Origin of the sequence: Cronobacter universalis NCTC 9529 (assembly GCF_001277175.1) — a bacterium.
GTDB classification, from domain to species: domain Bacteria; phylum Pseudomonadota; class Gammaproteobacteria; order Enterobacterales; family Enterobacteriaceae; genus Cronobacter; species Cronobacter universalis.
Genome location: NZ_CP012257.1, coordinates 2,557,411 through 2,575,363, shown reverse-complemented (window position 1 = coordinate 2,575,363; position 17,953 = coordinate 2,557,411). Strand labels below are relative to the sequence as shown.

The window sequence follows — 17,953 nt, the reverse complement described above, 5'->3', positions numbered from 1 at the left end:
TTCGGGGCCGCGTCTTTTCCCTTCCTTGCGGTTCCCCGACACATCTTGACGTCCGCTCGCTTACGCTTGGGTTATCACTCATCAGCGCAGAGGACAATAATGAGCAACTGGTTAACACAGCTTCAGTCGATGCTGGGACAAAGCGGCGGTGCGTCGTCCGGTAAGTCCGGCATTCAGGACGCGTTGCGCTCCAAAGGGTTAAGCAACCTGATAACGCCTGGCGCGCTCGGCGGTCTCGCGGGCTTACTGGTGGCCAGCAAATCGTCGCGCAAGCTGCTCGCGAAATATGGCGGCGGCGCATTGCTGGTGGGCGGCGGGGCCGTGGCGGGTACGGTACTGTGGAACAAGTACAAAGATAAAATCCGCGCGGCGCACCAGGACGAGCCGCAGTACGGCCAGCAGCAGACGCCGCTGGATCGCCGCGCCGAGCGTCTCGTGCTGGCGCTGGTGTTTGCCGCCAAAAGCGACGGGCATATCGATGACAGCGAGCGCGCGGCCATTGAGCGCCAGCTGCGCGAAGCGGGCATTGAAGAGCAGGGGCGGATACTGGTGGAGCAGGCGATCAATCAGCCGCTCGACCCGATGCGTCTTGCCGCCGACGTGAAAAACGAAGAAGAGGCGCTGGAGCTTTACTTCCTGAGCTGTGCCGCGATCGATATCGATCACTTTATGGAGCGCAGCTATCTGCAGGCGCTTGGCGACGCCCTGAAAATCCCGCAGGAGGTGCGTGACGAGATTGAGCGCGACATCCAGCAGGAGAAAAAAGCGCTGCCGGGATAAGCAGATAATGCCATAAACAGGCATGTTTCGCTTGCAACGCGCGCGGGTTTTGCCACCCTTACAGGGTGTTAAACAAAAAGAACAGCGACATGCCACCGAAAGCGAAACAGATCCCCTACGCCATCACTCAGCATGGCGACACCCGCATCGACAACTATTACTGGCTGCGGGACGACACGCGCGCGCAGCCAGACGTACTGGATTACTTACGCCAGGAGAATGACTACGGGCGACGCGTCATGTCCACGCAAAGCGCGCTGGAAGAGCGGCTGCTCTCTGAAATGGTCAGCCGCATTCCGCCGCGTGATGTCTCGGCGCCCTATGTGAAAAATGGCTATCGCTACCGGCAGATTTACGAAACGGGCTGCGAATACGCGATTTATCAGCGTCAGTCGGTGATACACAGCGAGTGGGAAGAGTGGGAAATCCTGCTGGATGGCAATAAGCGCGCCGCCCGCAGCGAATTCTATACGCTCGGCGGTATGGATATCGCGCCGGATAACACGGTGATGGCGGTGGCGGAAGATTTTTTGTCACGCCGCCAGTACGGGCTGCGCTTTCGCAATCTCGACACCGGGCAGTGGTACCCGGAGGTGCTGGAAAACGTCTCGGCGAGTTTCGTCTGGGCCAACGACTCCCGCACGCTCTATTACGTGCGTAAACATCCCGTGACGCTGCTGCCGTACCAGATCTGGCGACACACGCTCGACACCGCGGCCGATCAGGATGAGCTGGTCTATGAAGAGAAAGACGAGACGTTTTACGTCAGCCTCTATAAGACCACGTCGCAGAATTTCATTCTGATTTTCCTCGGCAGCGCCACCACGACGGAAGTGTTGCTGGTGAACGCCGATCTCCCGGACGCGCCGCCGCTAAGCTTCCTGCCGCGCCGTAAAGATCATGAATACAGCGTCGATCACTTCCAGCATATGTTTTACATCCGCTCCAACCGCGCCGGGAAAAACTTCGGGCTGTACCGCAGCCGCGTGCGCGATGAAGCGCGCTGGGAAGAGATTATTCCGGCGCGCGAGCATGTGATGCTGGAGGGCTTTACGCTGTTTGCCGACTGGCTGGTGGTGGAAGAGCGCCAGCGCGGCCTCACCAGCCTGCGGCAAATCAACCGCAAAACCCATGAATCAACCGGCATCGCGTTTGACGATCCGGCGTATGTCACCTGGGTTGCCTACAACCCGGAGCCGGAGACCAGCAAGCTGCGTTACGGCTACTCGTCGATGACCATGCCGGACACGCTTTTTGAGCTGAACATGGAAACCGGCGAGCGTCGCGTGCTGAAACAGACCGAAGTGGCGGGGTTTGACGCCGCCAACTACCAGAGCGAACACCTCTGGATCACCGCGCGCGACGGCGTTGAAGTGCCGGTGTCGCTCGTTTATCACAAAGACCATTTCCGCGAAGGGAAAAACCCGCTGCTGGTCTACGGCTACGGCTCTTACGGCACCTGTATCGACGCCGATTTCAGCGCCAGCCGGTTGAGCCTGCTGGATCGCGGCTTCGTCTACGCCATCGCCCATGTGCGCGGCGGCGGCGAGCTCGGCCAGCAGTGGTATGAAGAAGGGAAGTTCCTGAAGAAGAAAAACACCTTTAACGATTATCTCGACGTGTGCGACGCGCTGCTGGCGCAGGGCCATGGCGATCCGGCATACCTGTTCGGCATGGGCGGCAGCGCGGGCGGCATGCTGATGGGCACGGCGATTAACGAGCGTCCGGAGCTCTTTCGCGGCGTGATTGCGCAGGTGCCGTTTGTCGATGTCGTCACTACGATGCTCGATGAATCCATTCCGCTCACCACCGGTGAATTTGAGGAGTGGGGCAACCCGGCGGACAGGGAGTACTATTTCTACATGAAAAGCTACAGCCCCTACGACTGCGTCAGCGCGCAGCGCTATCCGCATTTGCTGGTGACGACCGGCCTGCACGATTCGCAGGTGCAGTACTGGGAGCCGGCGAAATGGGTGGCGAAACTGCGCGAGCTGAAAACCGATGACAATCTGCTGCTGCTCTGTACCGATATGGATTCCGGGCACGGCGGGAAATCGGGGCGCTTTAAATCGTACGAGGGGGTGGCGATGGAGTACGCGTTTCTGATTGGGCTGGCCCAGGGCACGCTGCCGCCGGACCAGCTCGCGGATTAATCGTTATCGAGGTAGTGCTTTAATGTCAGACGCAAATCCGGGTTAAGCTGTTTGACGTTATTGAGCATCCAGCGCAGATACCCCGGATCGCGCCCGGCGATATCCGCCACCGGCTCGCCGCGGTACTTGCCAAACGGCAGCGTGGCGATAAGCTGCGGGCGGCCGGTGATATTCACCATCTCTTCCGGCGTCCAGCCGGAGACTTTCATGATCTCCAGCAGCAGCGCCGCCGTAATGTAGCAGTCAAACAGCGCGCGGTGATGATGCAGGCCCGCAGGCGTTTCCACCTGTAGCTTGAGGGATTTGTACAGCCCCATATTGCTGTAGCGAATGCCTGGCCACAGGCGGCGCGCCAGCTTGACGGTGCAGATCCACTCGCCCGGCATTTCGGGCAGGACTTTACGGTCAAAGCTGGCGTTATGCGCCACATACCACTGGCTGCCGTGGTAGCGCGGGATCACCTCTTCGATATACGGTTTATCCGCGACCATCGCCTCGGTAATGTTATGTATCGCCATCGCCTGATGGCTGATAGGGCGGTCCGGGCGCACCAGATCGCTCATCGGGTTGACTATCGCGCCGTCGATGATGTCCACCGACGCCACTTCGACAACGCCGCCCTGCAGGCCGCAGGTTTCGGTATCAATAATCCGTAGCATATGCGCTCCGCCGGAAGGGAAAACAGACGCCCGCCATCATCACTGGATCGGGGGCGAGGCAGAAAGCCGTTATTTCATTTTAGGCTCGTAAGGCAGGCGGGAGAGGTTCACCGACGCCAGGCGATGCGCGATAAGACGCTCGCGAAACCAGTCGCGCAAATGCTCAGGCTGTTCGCGCTCTACGGCTTCGGCGATGACCGGCATATTGTAGCGCTCTTTAAACGCCACGCCGGACGCCGCCAGATCGACGTTCACTTTATCCATCTCTTCCTGCGGAAGCAGGGCAAGGTTCTGGTTCATGGTGTGCTCCTCTTAATCGCCGTGAAGGTACTGCGCCGCGCGCCGGATGACAAGCCTTATGTGGCGGGATGTGCCTTCCCGGCTCGACTTGCCATCAGCGCGAGGGTATTCTTGCGCCTGATTTATAATAAAAAGGAATGACTGATATGGCACTGTTTGCCGCACGTTTTTGCCGTGCGCTGGCGCTTGTCGCCGCCGTCATGACCACGCCCGCCGTACTGGCGCATGCGCATCTGAAAGCGCAGCAGCCCGCCGCGAACGCGACGGTCGACGCATCGCCCGAGGCGTTGACCTTAACCTTTTCCGAAGGCATTGAGCCTGCGTTCAGCGGCGTAACGCTGACCGGCCCTGATGGCAAAAAAACGGACACCGGCGCGGTCAAACGCGCGCCGAATGACGATAAACAGCTGGTAGCGCCGCTTGCCGCGCCGCTGGCGAGCGGCGAGTACCAGGTGCAGTGGCACGTGGTGTCGGTGGATGGCCATAAAACCAAAGGCAGCTACCGGTTTAGCGTGAAGTAACGTCGTGCTGGAAAGCGTTTATGTCGCGCTGCGCTTCGTACATGTCGCCGCGCTGATGCTCGGCGCGGGCGGGGCGCTGTTCTGCGCGTGGCTGGCGCCTGCCGCGATCGGACAGTCTCTCGCGCAGCGCCTGCGCGCGCTCTGGCTCTGCGCTGCGCTGGCGACGATTATCTGCGCCGTGGCGATTTTCGCGGTGCAGGCGGGGCTGATGGGCGACGGCGCGGCGGACAGCCTGCGCCCGGCTATCTGGCAGGCGATGTTATCGACGCGCTTTGGCGCGGTGTGGCTGTGGCAAATCCTGCTGGCGCTGGTGACGCTGCCGTGTTTCTGGCGGGCGTTGCGGCGCAGTGGACTGTTGCTGTTACTGTTTTGCGCGCAGCTCGTGTTGCTCGCGGGCGTCGGGCATGGCGCGATGCACGAGGGGCTGGCCGGCGCGCTCCAGCGGCTCTGTTATGCGCTGCATGTGCTGTGCGCCGCCTGGTGGTTTGGCGGTCTCGTACCACTCTTAATGCTGATGCGTATGGCGAAAGAGGCGACGTGGCGCGCGGACGCCATTACCGCCATGATGCGCTTTTCACGCTACGGACATGTGGCCGTGGCGGGGGTTATCGCGACAGGCCTTGTGAACAGCGTACTGATCCTCGGCGTGGCGTGGCCTTTGCAAAGTGGCTATGTCCGTATGCTGGCATTTAAAATCGCGCTGGTGTCGGTGATGGTAGTCATCGCGCTGATTAACCGCTATGTTCTGGTGCCGAAATTTTCACGTCAGGCGACGGCGCAGCGCCGGTTTATCCTGATGACTAAACTGGAGGTGGCGCTCGGTGCGCTGGTGCTGCTAAGCGTCAGCCTGTTCGCCACCTGGGAACCTTTTTAACTGGTGAGAAAGAAATGAAGAAATCGCTGCTTGCGCTGCTGATGCTCTCCTGTTCCGGCATGGCTCTCGCCGCGCCGCAGATTATTACGGTCAGCCGCTATGAGATAGGCAAAGACAAATGGGCGTTCAACCGAGAAGAGGTGATGCTCGCGTGCCGTCCTGGCGATGCGCTGTTTGCTATCAATCCCAGCACGCTGATGCAGTATCCGCTGAACGATATCGCTGAAAAGCAGCTGGCGCAGGGGAAAGTAACCGGCCAGCCGATTTCGGTCATTCAGATTGACGATCCGGCGCACCCGGGGCAGAAGATGAGCCTGGCGCCGTTTATCGAGCGCGCGCAGAAACTCTGCTAATTTCCTGCCACGCATAAAAAAACCGCAACTGCGCAGCAAGGCGCGTTGCGGTTTTTCTTTTTTATGACGTTCTGACCGCTTTTTGTTGCGAGTTTGGTCGCAAACTGGAAAAGCTGGTGTCGTCATCTATTCTTAAGAGGCAAGGCGACTGAGCCTGCATTAATGCCAACTTTTAGCGCACGGCTCTCTCCCAAGAGCCATTTCCCTGGACCGAATACAGGAATCGTATTCGGTCTTTTTTTATCCAGGGGAAGGATCGCGTGTCAATCCATAACTTCCGCTTTACCTTCATGACTCAACCATAACACAGGCTGCGGTATCGTCGTCCAGGCTTTTTTATCGCCACCGTTAAAACGGTCACTGCGGCACAGTCGCGCCGGTGGCACAAGGCGTAGTTTCATTTGGAACGGTGCAGACCGAAGAAATGTTGCCCACTAAATCTGGTGGATTTGTGAAGGCGAACCGGTAGCAGGCTAAGGGATGAAGTATAGTGGGAGAAGGAAAACAAGGAGTTAATCCCGATGAATCCGTTTATCTACGTTTTTGGCCTGCTTCTGACGCTCGACGCGCTTCGTGAACTGGCCGGCGCCTCATCCGTTATGGGGCTGTGGTAAACCGGCCTGACGCGTGGTGGGGTTATTTATCGTGTTTACGGCCAAACAGCCAGAGCATAAAAATAGCCGCCACAACACAGCCGATAAAACTGACGATAGCTTCGTGAGTAAAAATAGTCATCCGACACCTCCCGACATTGCTTGCCTTAAGCATAGAACATCCTTAGCCGGGTAAGCGTCCCACCGCGAATTAATGGGATAAAAGCGTCTCTGCGCCTTAATTAGTTACAACATACTTTTGAGGGTCATGAGGAATGCCCGGCAGTCACGCGGGCGAGAGAAGTCTGGCAAAGACGCAAAAGCCATGATGCCACGGCGCGCAGCGCTATACTTGCCTGATAACAGAGGAGCAGGCGATGTATCAGCGAATCGACGGCGCGGCGTGGCGACACATATATATCGTGGGCGATCTGCACGGTTGTTTGCAGGCGCTGGTCAGCGCCCTAAAACGCGAGCGTTTCGACCCGCGCGTCGATGCGTTGATTTCAGTCGGGGACGTAATCGATCGCGGTCCCGACAGTCTGGGCTGCCTGCGGCTTATCGGCAAACGCTGGTTTTACGCGGTGCGCGGCAATCATGAAGCGATGGCGCTGGAGACTGGCGACAACACGCTGTGGGCGATCAACGGCGGCAACTGGTATTCGGGGCTCTCTGACGTCGCGAAGCAGGAGGCGCAGGCGCAGCTCGCCAGAGCGCGCGAACTGCCGCTGGTGGTTGAGCTACAAAGTCACGGCAGACTCATCGTGGTGGCGCACGCCGATTATCCGGCGTCGCGCTACGTTTGGGGTCAGTCGATCGATGAGCAGGCGGTGGTCTGGAGCCGGACAAGAATAAACAGGGTATCGGCAGGGAAAGAGGAGCACATAGCAGGCGCGGACGCGTTCTATTTTGGTCACACGCCGCTGCGCGAGCCGCTTAGCCGCGGTAACCTGAATTACATCGATACCGGCGCGGTCTTCGGCAATCCGCTAACGCTGATACGCGTGCAGTGATCAGAAATCGCTGTACTCGCGCGCCGGGCGCCAGAAGCCGTCAATAAAATCTTCAACGGGGTAGCAGCCCCCGTGGCGCATCTTCTGCTCATCCATCGCTTTCAGACACTGCTGCTCCGTATTGAACACATCCACGACGATGTCATCGCAACCGCCATCCAGATAACAAACAAATAAAACCAGAGCGAACATGGCGTCCTCTGTGTGACAACGTTTGTCATAAGTGTAGGAGAAGCGAGGGGGAAGGGAAAACCGAAGGTTCTGAATCAGGACGTGTAAATAAATAACCCGCCTTCAGCGACGGGTTCTTTTTGAATCAGGCAAGACGCATGATCCAGGCATCAGCTTGTTGATCGTAATGTTCGCGGTATAGCACAGAGTGTTCGCCGTTGAGCACGGCAGGAATACTGGTTTCGGCGTCCCAGGCATCAAGCTGCATGCAGAGATCCGGATCCGATTTGCAGGGAATGCTCAGCTTGCGCTCGCCGGGCGCGTTGCCGTGCAGCTCTGCATCATCTATCTCGAAAGTACCGATTTTTACGCTGGTTTTTGACATAACGTTCTCCCTCAGACAGTACACGGGTGGTATGACCAGTCAGGCCCCATCGTTAAGCGTAGTCAAAAGCGCAAGAAATGCCAAAAATTGCATTGATGTTTTTTTGCGCGCCTTACTCCGGCGCGCTGAACAGAACGCCGTCGCGCACCAGTTCGCGGGGATAACTGTTTTTCAGACGGCTGCCCACTTTTTTGGCAAGCCCCAGCGGCTGATGCTGGAAAGTGACAATCACATCATCGGCGTCCGGCGCCGTCTGCGGCCAGACATCGCGCCCGCGATACCACTCCTGGGCCTCTTCGGCAGTCAGCTCAAAGGCGAGCGGATTATCGCTTCCGGCCAGCGCCACCACGGCTTCGTGCTGCCAGCGGTACCCTTTATTATGGACTTCAGCCAGACGAATGCCAGTGCGTGAGAACCGCACTTTGCCGATGAACGGCGCGAATGCCTGCGGGAACAACCAGATCTCTTTATCGCGCTGCCACAATTCAAGCGTCTCGTCCCAGGAGAGCCCGACCTTGCTGGCCGCGGTGATGACCGCCTGCGCCTCGCGCGTTTTCATGGGCGCGAAGGGGAATGCGCCCACTTTGTAAGTTGGCGCGGGCAGCGGTTCGACGCCTGCGGTTTTACGCAGTCGTGCGACAAAAAAGCCTTCGCAATCGTAGATCTGCGGGAAAACGTGCAGAAAGCCTTCTTCGGTCAGCGCCGCGTCGGCGCCGGGGAAGAGGGCTTCAAGCGAAAGCACTTCCACCGCGTGCGGGTAGCGCGCCAGCAGCCAGCGCACCGTCTCCTGATTCTCTTCGCGGTTCAGCGTGCAGGTGGAATAGACCAGCGTGCCGCCGGGGGCGAGCGCATGAAACGCGCTGTCGATAAGCTCGCGCTGGGTGGCGGCGATTTCCTGGTTGCTTTGCGGCGACCAGTTGCGCAGCGCATCCGGATCTTTTCTCACCACGCCTTCGCCTGAGCAGGGCGCGTCCAGCAGAATGGCGTCAAACTGCTCCGGCAGCGCGGCGCCGAAAACGCGGCCGTCAAAATGGGTCAGGCCGACATTGCGAATGCCGCAGCGGCTGATATTCGCGTGCAGCACCTTAACCCGGCTGGCGGAGTATTCATTGGCGAGAATAAAGCCCTGGTTTTGCATCAGCGCGGCGATCTGAGTGGTTTTCGAGCCGGGCGCTGCCGCTACGTCCATCACGCGCGCAGGCGTGTTGCCGTCGGCGAACAGCGCCGCCACCGGCAGCATGGAGCTCGCTTCCTGAATATAAAACTGGCCGCTTAAATGCTCGGCGGTACTGCCGAGCGGCAGCGCGTCCTCGTCATCGCGCTCGATCCAGAAGCCTTCCGGGCACCACGGCACGGGCGTTAACTGCCAGCCGTAGGGCGCCACCTGCGCAAGGAATTCCGCAACGCTGATTTTCAGCGTGTTGACGCGAATGCTGCGACGCAGCGGGCGCTGGCAGGCGGCGATGAAATCGTCCATCGCAAGCCCGGCGGGCATCGCATCACGCATAACATCAAGGAAAGCTTCAGGAAGGCAGACAGAACCGGATTGCGCCACGGGACACCTCAGCGGGCAGAAAAAGAGGGCGCGAAGTGTAACACAAACGCCCCGGCGTGACACCGGGGCGCTGGCGTTAACGGGGAAGGGCGGTGCCCCACTGACGCCACTCTTTCGGCTCACTGTCCTGCAACAGGAAGTGTTTACCAGGCTGCGCTTTCGGCGCGAGCGGCGTTTCTGGCGGCGTGGCGAACGCGATGCCGCCGCGAATGAACTGGTTAAACGTGCCGGTTTTCACCACGCCGCCCACCAGCCCGAAGTTCAGGCTGTAGCCGGAGGCGAGCCAGAAGATCGAGTTCTCGCGCACCAGGTGCTGATAGCGCTTGCTGATGCGCATCGCCACCATCACGCGATCGGACATGCTGCCAAGCGACATCCCGGTCACCGTGCCCACTTCGATACCGCGGAACAGCACCGGCGTGCCGATATTCAACGACCCGGCCTCCGGCGCTTCCACAATAATGCTCAGGCCGTCGAGGTAGCGGGAATCGGTAATCGTCGCTTCCTGCAGTTCGAAGCTGCGGCGGCCCGGCCCACGTCCCGGCTCAACGTTGATATAGGGTTGCAGGATAGTGTCGAGATTCTCGACGCCCGCGGCGGAGATTTGCGGCGTGACAACCGAGAACCGCGTGCCGGCGCGCGCGAAGGTATTCACATATTCCGGGTAGAGCACCGCCGTCGCCTGCACCTCATTGCGATCGGTAATGAGCTTCAGCGATTCGATCTGGCCGATATTGATACCGAGATAACGAATCGGCATGTCCGGCGCGAGCTTGCCGGCATCAAACGCGTGCAGCGTTATCTGGCTGCCCACCGCGCGGGCGGCGGTTTCTGACGGATAGAGGGTGCGCTTGTCTTTTTCGCCAAGCCCCGCGCCCGCGCCGTTGAGGTTATCAAAGCTGATGGCGCCTTTCAGCGCGCGGGAGAGCGGCGAGGCCTGCACGGTCAGACCGCTGCCGTTGAGCTGCACTTTCGCGCCGCCTTCGGCCCAGAAAACGCTGTTCGGCGTGAGCAGCTTGCGGTATTCCGGCTTGATATGCACTTCAATGTCAAACGCGTTGGCGCGCGGGCGTACCGTGATCACTTCGCCCACTTCGAATTTACGGTACAGCACTACAGAACCTGCCTGAACATCCGGCAGGCTTTCGGCGGTCAGCGTCAGCGTCGTGGTCGGCATATCGCTTAAGCTGTTTTCCACCGCTTTTTCCAGATTGGCGTAAAGCGGGTATTCGTTTTTCATTTCGCCTTTATCGCCCGGCAGGACGCGGATGCCGCCGCTCAGCCATTCGGTGGCGCTGGCGCCGAGAAACTCGACGCCGTCGAGGCCCACTTTCACATCCACGCGGCTGTTGACCACAAATTTACTGTCGCCTTTAAGTAACTCGCGGTACTGCGGATCAATCGCCACCGCGAAGCTGACGCCTTTGGCCGTCAGAGAGCGCTCCAGCACCTGGCCAATCTGAATGCCGTGGAGGATAACCGGCTGGCCGGCGTCGATGCCGTAGCTTTCCGGCGCGTTCAGCGTCAGCGTCAACACGCCCGGCTTTTGCAGCGGCGTTTTATCATCCGGCAGGACGACGAAATGGCTGCGCGGCTGGCCTTCGCCCGGCACCAGCTCCAGCGTGCTGCCGGTCAGGAGCGTGCTGATTTCGGGGTTATTGAGCGAGAGTTTCGGGCTGTGCATCTCAATGCGCGTGCCGTCACGCAGCAGATTCACGACGCTCGGGTCGACCGTCAGCTCGCCAGTGACGGCGCCGCCAGGATTGAGATTCAGTTTGGTCAGCGTGCCCACCTCAAGCCCCTGATACATTAACGGTGTGGAGTTCTCCTTGAGCCCCTGACCGCCGGGGAGATCGAGCTTCACCAGCACGCCGCGCTGGCTGTGGGCGAGATCTTCATACAGCCCGAAGGTGTCGTTCTGGTCGGCGTGCGCGGAATCCGCGGGCGAGTCAAAGGCGATAGCCCCGTTGACCAGCGCCGCCAGGCTCTCCAGCTCGACTTTGGCGCCGCTCAGCCCAATGTTGGTTTTCACGCCGGAGACGTTCCAGAAGCGGCTGCCTTTTTTCACCAGGTTGGTGAAACGCCGCTCGATGATAACGTCGATGGTGACGCCCTGTTTATCGGTGTTGATGGAGTAGTCATACACGCGGCCGACCGGAATTTTACGGTAGTAAACCAGCGAGCCGCTGTTCAGCGAGCCGAGATCCGGCGCGTGAAGATGGATCATCAGCTCGCCGGTATTGAGGCGATATTTCGGCTGGGTATCGAGCGCCCGGAAGTGGTCGCGCGGCTCGCCTTCGCCCGGCATCATGCCGATATAGTTACCGCCCACCAGCGCATCCAGCCCGGAAACCCCCGCCAGCGAGGCTTTGGGCGTCACCAGCCAGAACTGCGTCTGATCGCGCAGCGCGTCTTTCATGTCATTTTTGATACTGACCGTCACTTCGATTTTATTCAGGTCGTCGCTCAGGCGAATATCCTGTACGGTGCCGACTTCGACGCCCTGATAGCGCACCGGCGTACGCCCGGCGACGATCCCGTCGGCGGACATAAAGTCGATAGTAACGGTGGTGCCTCGCTCTTCATAGGTGGTCCAGATAAGCCAGCCCGCTATCAGCAATGCGATAACGGGCAGGATCCAGAACGGAGAGATGCGACGTTTTGTTTTAATTCGCGCTTCAGTCTGTGAAGCGGGCGTTTCCTGACTCATGTGCGTCCCAAAGTAAGCGGCTGTCCAGCCATTCAACAGCAAGAATAGTCAAAATCACCGACGCGCCGAAATAAAACGCCGCCGGCCCCATGACAAACGACAACAGCTGGTCACGGTTGACCAGCGACATCGTAAGAGAAATCACAAACAGATCGAGCATCGACCAGCGGCCAATCCAGGCGACCAGGCGTAACATCAGAATACGCGCGCGCAGCCCCTGCTGACATTTAAAATGGATGCTCACTAAAAGCGTCAGCAGCACCAGCACTTTAGTGAACGGCACCAGAATACTGGCGACGAACACGACGCCCGCCACCAGAATATTGCTCTGCGCCAGCGAGATGATACCCGACATGATCGTATCTTCCTGGCGCGAACCGTTAATATAAATAATGGAGATCGGCAGCAGGTTGGCGGGCAGCAGAAACACCATCGAGGCAATCAGCGCCGCCCAGCATTTTTGCAAACTCTGCCGGCGACGGCGGCGCAGCGGAATATGGCAGCGTGAGCAGCGCCCGCGGTTATCCGGCACGCCGGTGTAGTGGCAGCCGAGACAGACGCGGAGATCCTCGTGATAGCGCGTGGCGGGGCGCTGGGGATAAAACCGCTCCCAGAGCTCTTCAACATTAAGATGAATCAGCGTCAGCACGCTCAACACCACCAGCGCCACAAACGCCAGCAGCCCGATGCCCGGCTCAAGCCAGGCGTATTCGCGCACTTTAATGGACGCGACGCCGATGCCCACCAGATAGATATCCAGCATCACCCATTCGCGCAGCCGCTCCAGCATCAGCAGGACCGGGCGCAGATTCATGCCGAGAATATTGCCGAACCAGAGATAGGCGATAGCGGCCACCAGCGTCGCGGGCGCGCCCACCGAGCAGAACAGCACCATCGCGGCGGTGATGGTATCGCCCTGGCGAGTCATCTGCCAGATGCCCTGGAAAAGGTTGGCGTCGATGCGCGTGCCGAGCAGGTAGAGACGCAGCAGCGGTTCGCTGTACGCGAATGGCATCAACAGCAGCATGGTAATGGCCATCGCCGCCAGCCGGGTTAAAGACCAGTCGCGTCCGTCGCGAATCTTCGCGTCGCAGCGCGGGCAGTATGCCGTCTGGTTCGACTTCACCACTGGCAGCATAAAAAGGATATCGCATTGCGGACAACGCTGATAATGTGCCAGCGGCAACGGCTCGCCGATGGCGTGAATGTTCAGTTTTTTGCCAGGAGAAATCTGTTGAGTTTTGAGTGCCATGTGCGAAGCATGTTTTTATATGATTCTGTTATCGTAACTCATGAAATGATTAATCTTGAGCATGAGCGCATTTAATGCTTATTTTAGTAGGCTGGCAGAGTAAGTAAGACAACAAAGCGATCGGATTAATGAACAAAACACAATTTTACGCGGAACTCAATCGCGATTTTCACTCCCTTATGGCAGGGGAAACCAGTTTTCTCGCGACGCTCGCGAATACCAGCGCGCTGCTCTTCGAACGCCTTGAAGGCGTGAACTGGGCGGGTTTCTACCTGCTCGAAGATAAGACGCTGGTGCTCGGCCCGTTCCAGGGCAAAATCGCCTGTGTGCGTATCCCTTACGGCCGCGGCGTGTGCGGTACAGCGGTCGCGACCGGCGAGGTGCAGCGCGTGGATGACGTGCATGCGTTCGACGGCCATATCGCCTGCGACGCCTCCAGCAATGCTGAAATCGTACTGCCGCTGCGCGCGGGCGGGCAGATTATCGGCGTGCTGGATATCGACAGCACCGTCTTTAACCGCTTCGACGCTGACGACGAGCAGGGGCTGCGTACCCTCGTGGAACAGCTTGAAGCCGTTATCGCCGCCACCGACTTTAAAAAATTCTTTGCGCCAGTCGCATGATAAGCAACGGATAACGTGGCATTTACCGATGGCGTCATTATAATGACGCCTGTTCATGCCTGCGGCTTGTTGGCAACATCCGTTGTAATCAGGAAATTTCATGGAAAATCAACCTAAGTTGAATAGCAGTAAAGAAGTTATCGCCTTTCTGGCCGAACGTTTTCCGCAGTGTTTCAGTGCTGAAGGCGAAGCGCGTCCTCTGAAGATCGGCATTTTTCAGGATCTGGTGGAGCGTGTTGAGGGCGAAATGAACCTCAGCAAAACGCAACTTCGTTCCGCATTACGTCTTTATACGTCGAGCTGGCGCTATCTTTACGGCATCAAACCCGGTGCCACGCGCGTCGATCTCGACGGCAACCCGTGCGGCGTTCTGGAAGAACAGCACGTAGAACACGCCCGCAAGCAGCTTGAAGAAGCGAAAGCCCGCGTTCAGGCGCAGCGCGCCGAGCAGCAGGCGAAAAAACGCGAAGCGTCCGGCGCTGAAGGCGAAGAGAACGGCGCTGCGCGTCGTGAACGTAAGCCGCGTCCGGCGCCGCGTCGCCAGGAAAACGCCGAGCGCAAACCGCGCGCCGCTAAACCTGCCGCCGCCAAACCATCGCGCCCTGCGCGTGAAGAGCGCCATACTCCGGTGTCTGACATTACGGCGCTCAGCGTCGGCCAGGCCATCAAGGTCAAAGCAGGCAACAACGCGATGGACGCCACCGTGCAGGAAATTACCAAAGATGGCGTCCGTGTACAGCTGACTTCTGGTATGTCGATGATTGTACGCGCAGAACATTTATTGTTCTGAAACGGAGGTCAACCAGGGCATGAACACTTTTTTTAAGCTTACCGCCGTCGCCGGCCTGCTGCTGATGGCGGGTCAGGCGTTGGCCGTGGATGACATTACCCGTCCTGACCAGATCCCGGTTCTGAAAGAAGAGCCGCAGCATGCCACCGTTAGCGAGCGCGTGACCTCCAGGTTCACCCGCTCTCACTATCGCCAGTTCGATCTGAACGAAGCCTTCTCCGCCAAAATCTTCGACCGTTACCTCAACCTCCTCGACTACAGCCATAACGTGCTGCTGGCGGGGGACGTTGAGCAGTTCGCGAAGAAAAAAGGGCAGATTGGCGATGAACTGCGCAGCGGCAAGCTCGATGTGTTTTACGATCTCTACAATCTGGCGCAGCAGCGCCGTTTTGAGCGGTATCAGTACGCGCTGAAAGTGCTGGAAAGACCGATGGATTTCACCGGTAACGATACGTTTGATATCGATCGCAGCAAGGCGCCCTGGCCTGCCAGCGAGGCGGAGTTGAATAAACTCTGGGACGGCAAAGTCAAATATGACGAGCTGAGCCTGAAGCTGACCGGTAAAACCGATGCGGAAATCCGCGAAACGCTGACCAAGCGTTACAAATTCGCGATCCGCCGCCTGGCGCAGACCAACAGCGAAGATGTGTTCTCGCTGGCGATGACCGCCTTCGCGCATGAGATTGATCCGCATACCAACTATCTCTCGCCGCGCAGCACCGAGCAGTTCAACACCGAAATGAGCCTCTCGCTTGAGGGCATCGGCGCCGTTCTGCAAATGGATGATGACTATACCGTCATCAACTCCATGGTCGCGGGCGGCCCGGCGGCGAAGAGCAAGGCGATTAGCGTTGGCGATCGCATTGTCGGCGTAGGCCAGGTCGGCCAGCAGATGCAGGATGTGATCGGCTGGCGCCTTGACGACGTCGTCGCGCTCATTAAAGGGCCGAAGGGCAGTAAAGTACGCCTTGAAGTTCTGCCTGCCGGTAAAGGCACCAAAACCCGCATCGTGACGCTGACGCGTGAGCGCATTCGTCTTGAAGATCGCGCCGTGAAGATGTCGGTGAAAAATGTCGGTAAAGAAAAAATCGGCGTGCTGGATATCCCAGGCTTCTACGTCGGCCTGACCGATGACGTGAAAGTGCAGCTTCAGAAACTTGAGAAGCAGAACGTCGCGGGCGTGATCATCGACCTGCGCTCTAACGGCGGTGGCGCGCTGACGGAAGCGGTATCGCTCTCCGGTCTGTTTATTCCATCTGGCCCGGTGGTACAGGTGCGTGATAACAACGGCAAAGTGCGTGAAGACCGCGACACCGACGGCGTGGTGTATTACAAAGGCCCGCTGGTGGTGATGGTCGACCGTTTCAGCGCCTCGGCGTCTGAGATTTTCGCCGCCGCCATGCAGGATTACGGCCGTGCGCTGATTGTCGGCGAGCCGACGTTCGGCAAGGGCACTGTGCAGCAGTACCGTTCGCTGAACCGCATCTACGATCAGATGCTGCGCCCGGAATGGCCGGCGCTGGGTTCCGTGCAGTACACCATCCAGAAATTCTACCGCGTTAACGGCGGCAGTACCCAGCGTAAAGGGGTCACGCCGGATATCATCATGCCAACCGGCAATGAAGAGACGGAAACCGGTGAGAAATTCGAGGATAACGCGCTGCCGTGGGACAGCATCAACGCCGCCACCTATGGAAAATCTGGCGACCTGAAGCCGCTCGGCCCTGAGCTTTTGAAAGACCACAACGACCGTATCGCGAAAGATCCGGAGTTCCAGTACATCATCAAGGATATTGCTCGTTATAACGCGATGAAAGATAAGCGTAACATTGTGTCGCTTAATCTTGCCCAGCGTGAAAAAGAGAACCATGAAGATGACGCAACCCGACTGGCGCGTATCAACGATCGTCTGAAGCGTGCCGGCAAACCGCCGCTGGCGAAGCTTGAGGATCTGCCGAAGGATTATCAGGAGCCCGATCCGTATCTCGATGAAACGGTGCATATCGCCCTTGACCTGGCGAAGATGACCAAAGAGAAAACGGCGCAGCCCGCTGATCCGCAGAAGTAAAACTCCCCAACTGGCGCACTCAGAGGCGCCGGTTTTTTTAGCGTCGTGTTAAGCCCCGTCAGCTAAATGCTACAAAATGTAAAGTTTCGTATTTTTAGAGACTTGCCAGCCTGTGATGCTTGAAAACGCCGTGCGCGCCCCTACGATGTGTGTAATCGCATAACGCGTATTGTTAAACCGAGGTAAAAAGAAAATTATGATGCGAATTGCGCTTTTCCTGTTGACTAACCTGGCCGTCATGGTGGTGTTCGGTCTGGTGCTCAGCCTGACAGGGATCCAGTCAAGCAGCGTGACGGGCCTTCTGATCATGGCGCTGCTGTTTGGCTTCGGCGGCTCGATCGTTTCGCTGCTGATGTCCAAATGGATGGCGCTGAAATCGGTGGGTGGTGAAGTTATCGAAGCGCCGCGTAATGAAACAGAACGCTGGCTGATGGATACCGTGGCGCAGCAGTCGCGCCAGGCGGGCATCGCCATGCCGCAGGTGGCGATTTATCACGCGCCGGATATCAACGCGTTTGCGACAGGCGCGCGCCGCGACGCCTCGCTGGTGGCGGTGAGTACCGGCCTGTTGCAGAACATGAGCCGCGATGAAGCGGAGGCGGTAATCGCGCACGAAATCAGCCATATCGCCAACGGCGACATGGTCACCATGACGCTGATTCAGGGCGTGGTGAACACCTTCGTGATTTTCATTTCGCGTATTATCGCGCAGGTGGCGGCCGGTTTTCTCGGCGGCAACCGCGACGAAGGCGAAGAGAGCAACGGCAACCCGCTGATCTACTTCGCGGTCGCGACCGTGCTGGAACTGGTGTTCGGTATCCTCGCGAGCATCATCACGATGTGGTTCTCGCGCTACCGCGAATTCCACGCTGACGCCGGCTCCGCGAAACTGGTGGGCCGCGAGAAAATGATTGCCGCGCTCCAGCGCCTGAAAACCAGCTATGAACCGCAGGAGGCTAGCAGCATGATGGCGTTCTGCATCAATGGTAAATCAAAATCGCTGAGCGAACTGTTCATGACGCACCCGCCGCTGGATAAACGTATCGAAGCCCTGCGTAGCGGTGAATACCTGAAATAATCGTGTAAGCGATAAAGACGAAAGCGCGCCTTATGGCGCGCTTTTTTTTGGGCTCTGGCAGGCGCTAAGCGCTTG

Annotated in this window: 18 protein-coding genes; 11 read left to right on the top strand and 7 right to left on the bottom strand. The window is 58.5% G+C overall.

The genetic code is table 11. The features are described from left to right. Positions 1-99: 99 nt before the first annotated feature. A complete protein-coding gene (locus AFK65_RS11875) occupies positions 100-780 on the top strand; it encodes a tellurite resistance TerB family protein (protein ID WP_007794391.1) in 681 nt (226 codons plus the stop codon). Between the two features lie 89 nt (positions 781-869). Beyond that, positions 870-2,933: an oligopeptidase B gene (gene ptrB / locus AFK65_RS11870; protein ID WP_007698888.1), complete on the top strand. Its 2,064-nt coding sequence runs from the start codon at positions 870-872 to the stop codon at positions 2,931-2,933. On the opposite strand, the gene exoX is transcribed toward ptrB, so the two are convergent. Together exoX and AFK65_RS11860 are read right to left on the bottom strand one after the other, a co-directional pair. Further along, entirely contained in the window at positions 2,930-3,592 is a 663-nt protein-coding gene (exoX, locus tag AFK65_RS11865) for an exodeoxyribonuclease X (RefSeq protein ID WP_007698885.1), read from the bottom strand. The two genes, ptrB and exoX, sit on opposite strands and share 4 nt — an antisense overlap. Positions 3,593-3,661: 69 nt before the next feature. Further along, positions 3,662-3,892, bottom strand: coding sequence for a DNA polymerase III subunit theta (locus AFK65_RS11860; RefSeq protein WP_007698883.1), 231 nt, complete (start codon positions 3,890-3,892; stop codon positions 3,662-3,664). 146 nt (positions 3,893-4,038) lie between these two features. Here AFK65_RS11860 and yobA point away from each other — a divergent pair, with 146 nt between their 5' ends. The 5 genes from yobA (at position 4,039) to AFK65_RS11840 (ending at position 7,246) form a co-directional block, all read left to right on the top strand. Beyond that, positions 4,039-4,413: a CopC domain-containing protein YobA gene (gene yobA / locus AFK65_RS11855; protein WP_038856926.1), complete on the top strand. Its 375-nt coding sequence runs from the start codon at positions 4,039-4,041 to the stop codon at positions 4,411-4,413. A gap of 4 nt (positions 4,414-4,417) precedes the next feature. Further along, the gene (copD, locus tag AFK65_RS11850; RefSeq protein WP_038856927.1) at positions 4,418-5,287 is read left to right on the top strand and encodes a copper homeostasis membrane protein CopD; all 870 of its coding nucleotides are present in this window, start codon (positions 4,418-4,420) and stop codon (positions 5,285-5,287) included. Between the two features lie 14 nt (positions 5,288-5,301). After that, a complete protein-coding gene (locus tag AFK65_RS11845; RefSeq protein ID WP_007698868.1) occupies positions 5,302-5,640 on the top strand; it encodes a YebY family protein in 339 nt (112 codons plus the stop codon). 521 nt (positions 5,641-6,161) lie between these two features. Beyond that, on the top strand, positions 6,162-6,254 hold the full coding sequence (locus tag AFK65_RS22265) for a KPN_01571 family protein (RefSeq protein ID WP_004386672.1): 93 nt from the start codon (positions 6,162-6,164) through the stop codon (positions 6,252-6,254). Between the two features lie 356 nt (positions 6,255-6,610). Continuing rightward, entirely contained in the window at positions 6,611-7,246 is a 636-nt protein-coding gene (locus AFK65_RS11840) for a metallophosphoesterase (protein ID WP_038856929.1), read from the top strand. Here AFK65_RS11840 and AFK65_RS11835 read toward each other — a convergent pair whose 3' ends face one another. The 5 genes from AFK65_RS11835 to yebS all read right to left on the bottom strand — a co-directional run bounded on the left by AFK65_RS11835 (position 7,247) and on the right by yebS (position 13,319). After that, positions 7,247-7,438 carry a YdfD/YebW family protein gene (locus tag AFK65_RS11835; RefSeq protein ID WP_007698854.1) on the bottom strand — a complete coding sequence of 64 codons (192 nt, stop codon included), beginning with the start codon at positions 7,436-7,438 and terminating at the stop codon, positions 7,247-7,249. Between the two features lie 124 nt (positions 7,439-7,562). Further along, positions 7,563-7,802 (bottom strand): YebV family protein, encoded by a 240-nt coding sequence (locus AFK65_RS11830; protein ID WP_007698851.1) that lies wholly within the window; start codon positions 7,800-7,802, stop codon positions 7,563-7,565. 112 nt (positions 7,803-7,914) lie between these two features. Then, positions 7,915-9,309, bottom strand: coding sequence for a 16S rRNA (cytosine(1407)-C(5))-methyltransferase RsmF (gene rsmF, locus AFK65_RS11825; protein ID WP_369835005.1), 1,395 nt, complete (start codon positions 9,307-9,309; stop codon positions 7,915-7,917). Between the two features lie 124 nt (positions 9,310-9,433). Further along, positions 9,434-12,067 (bottom strand): PqiB family protein, encoded by a 2,634-nt coding sequence (locus AFK65_RS11820; RefSeq protein ID WP_007698846.1) that lies wholly within the window; start codon positions 12,065-12,067, stop codon positions 9,434-9,436. Further along, positions 12,036-13,319, bottom strand: a complete 1,284-nt coding sequence (gene yebS, locus AFK65_RS11815; RefSeq protein ID WP_032804705.1) for a membrane integrity lipid transport subunit YebS — start codon at positions 13,317-13,319, stop codon at positions 12,036-12,038. Before yebS ends, AFK65_RS11820 begins: the two co-directional genes overlap by 32 nt. Before the next feature lie 128 nt (positions 13,320-13,447). On the opposite strand from yebS, the gene AFK65_RS11810 reads away from it, so the two are divergent. The 4 genes from AFK65_RS11810 (at position 13,448) to htpX (ending at position 17,878) form a co-directional block, all read left to right on the top strand. Then, positions 13,448-13,942 (top strand): GAF domain-containing protein, encoded by a 495-nt coding sequence (locus AFK65_RS11810; RefSeq protein ID WP_007698840.1) that lies wholly within the window; start codon positions 13,448-13,450, stop codon positions 13,940-13,942. A 100-nt stretch (positions 13,943-14,042) separates the two neighbouring features. Then, entirely contained in the window at positions 14,043-14,732 is a 690-nt protein-coding gene (gene proQ / locus AFK65_RS11805; RefSeq protein WP_007698832.1) for an RNA chaperone ProQ, read from the top strand. A 19-nt stretch (positions 14,733-14,751) separates the two neighbouring features. Continuing rightward, positions 14,752-16,800: a carboxy terminal-processing peptidase gene (prc, locus tag AFK65_RS11800; protein WP_032804704.1), complete on the top strand. Its 2,049-nt coding sequence runs from the start codon at positions 14,752-14,754 to the stop codon at positions 16,798-16,800. Between the two features lie 196 nt (positions 16,801-16,996). Continuing rightward, on the top strand, positions 16,997-17,878 hold the full coding sequence (gene htpX, locus AFK65_RS11795; RefSeq protein WP_004386682.1) for a protease HtpX: 882 nt from the start codon (positions 16,997-16,999) through the stop codon (positions 17,876-17,878). Positions 17,879-17,953: the final 75 nt, after the last annotated feature.

Excerpts from the sequence above, each read along its gene's own strand:
- AFK65_RS11875 (WP_007794391.1), top strand. The coding sequence starts at position 100 with ATGAGCAACTGGTTAACACAGCTTCAGTCGATGCTGGGACAAAGCGGC.
- ptrB (WP_007698888.1), top strand. The coding sequence starts at position 870 with ATGCCACCGAAAGCGAAACAGATCCCCTACGCCATCACTCAGCATGGC.
- exoX (WP_007698885.1), bottom strand. The coding sequence starts at position 3,592 with ATGCTACGGATTATTGATACCGAAACCTGCGGCCTGCAGGGCGGCGTT.
- AFK65_RS11860 (WP_007698883.1), bottom strand. The coding sequence starts at position 3,892 with ATGAACCAGAACCTTGCCCTGCTTCCGCAGGAAGAGATGGATAAAGTG.
- yobA (WP_038856926.1), top strand. The coding sequence starts at position 4,039 with ATGGCACTGTTTGCCGCACGTTTTTGCCGTGCGCTGGCGCTTGTCGCC.
- AFK65_RS11845 (WP_007698868.1), top strand. The coding sequence starts at position 5,302 with ATGAAGAAATCGCTGCTTGCGCTGCTGATGCTCTCCTGTTCCGGCATG.
- AFK65_RS22265 (WP_004386672.1), top strand. The coding sequence starts at position 6,162 with ATGAATCCGTTTATCTACGTTTTTGGCCTGCTTCTGACGCTCGACGCG.
- AFK65_RS11840 (WP_038856929.1), top strand. The coding sequence starts at position 6,611 with ATGTATCAGCGAATCGACGGCGCGGCGTGGCGACACATATATATCGTG.
- AFK65_RS11835 (WP_007698854.1), bottom strand. The coding sequence starts at position 7,438 with ATGTTCGCTCTGGTTTTATTTGTTTGTTATCTGGATGGCGGTTGCGAT.
- AFK65_RS11830 (WP_007698851.1), bottom strand. The coding sequence starts at position 7,802 with ATGTCAAAAACCAGCGTAAAAATCGGTACTTTCGAGATAGATGATGCA.
- rsmF (WP_369835005.1), bottom strand. The coding sequence starts at position 9,309 with ATGCGTGATGCGATGCCCGCCGGGCTTGCGATGGACGATTTCATCGCC.
- AFK65_RS11820 (WP_007698846.1), bottom strand. The coding sequence starts at position 12,067 with ATGAGTCAGGAAACGCCCGCTTCACAGACTGAAGCGCGAATTAAAACA.
- yebS (WP_032804705.1), bottom strand. The coding sequence starts at position 13,319 with ATGGCACTCAAAACTCAACAGATTTCTCCTGGCAAAAAACTGAACATT.
- AFK65_RS11810 (WP_007698840.1), top strand. The coding sequence starts at position 13,448 with ATGAACAAAACACAATTTTACGCGGAACTCAATCGCGATTTTCACTCC.
- proQ (WP_007698832.1), top strand. The coding sequence starts at position 14,043 with ATGGAAAATCAACCTAAGTTGAATAGCAGTAAAGAAGTTATCGCCTTT.
- prc (WP_032804704.1), top strand. The coding sequence starts at position 14,752 with ATGAACACTTTTTTTAAGCTTACCGCCGTCGCCGGCCTGCTGCTGATG.
- htpX (WP_004386682.1), top strand. The coding sequence starts at position 16,997 with ATGATGCGAATTGCGCTTTTCCTGTTGACTAACCTGGCCGTCATGGTG.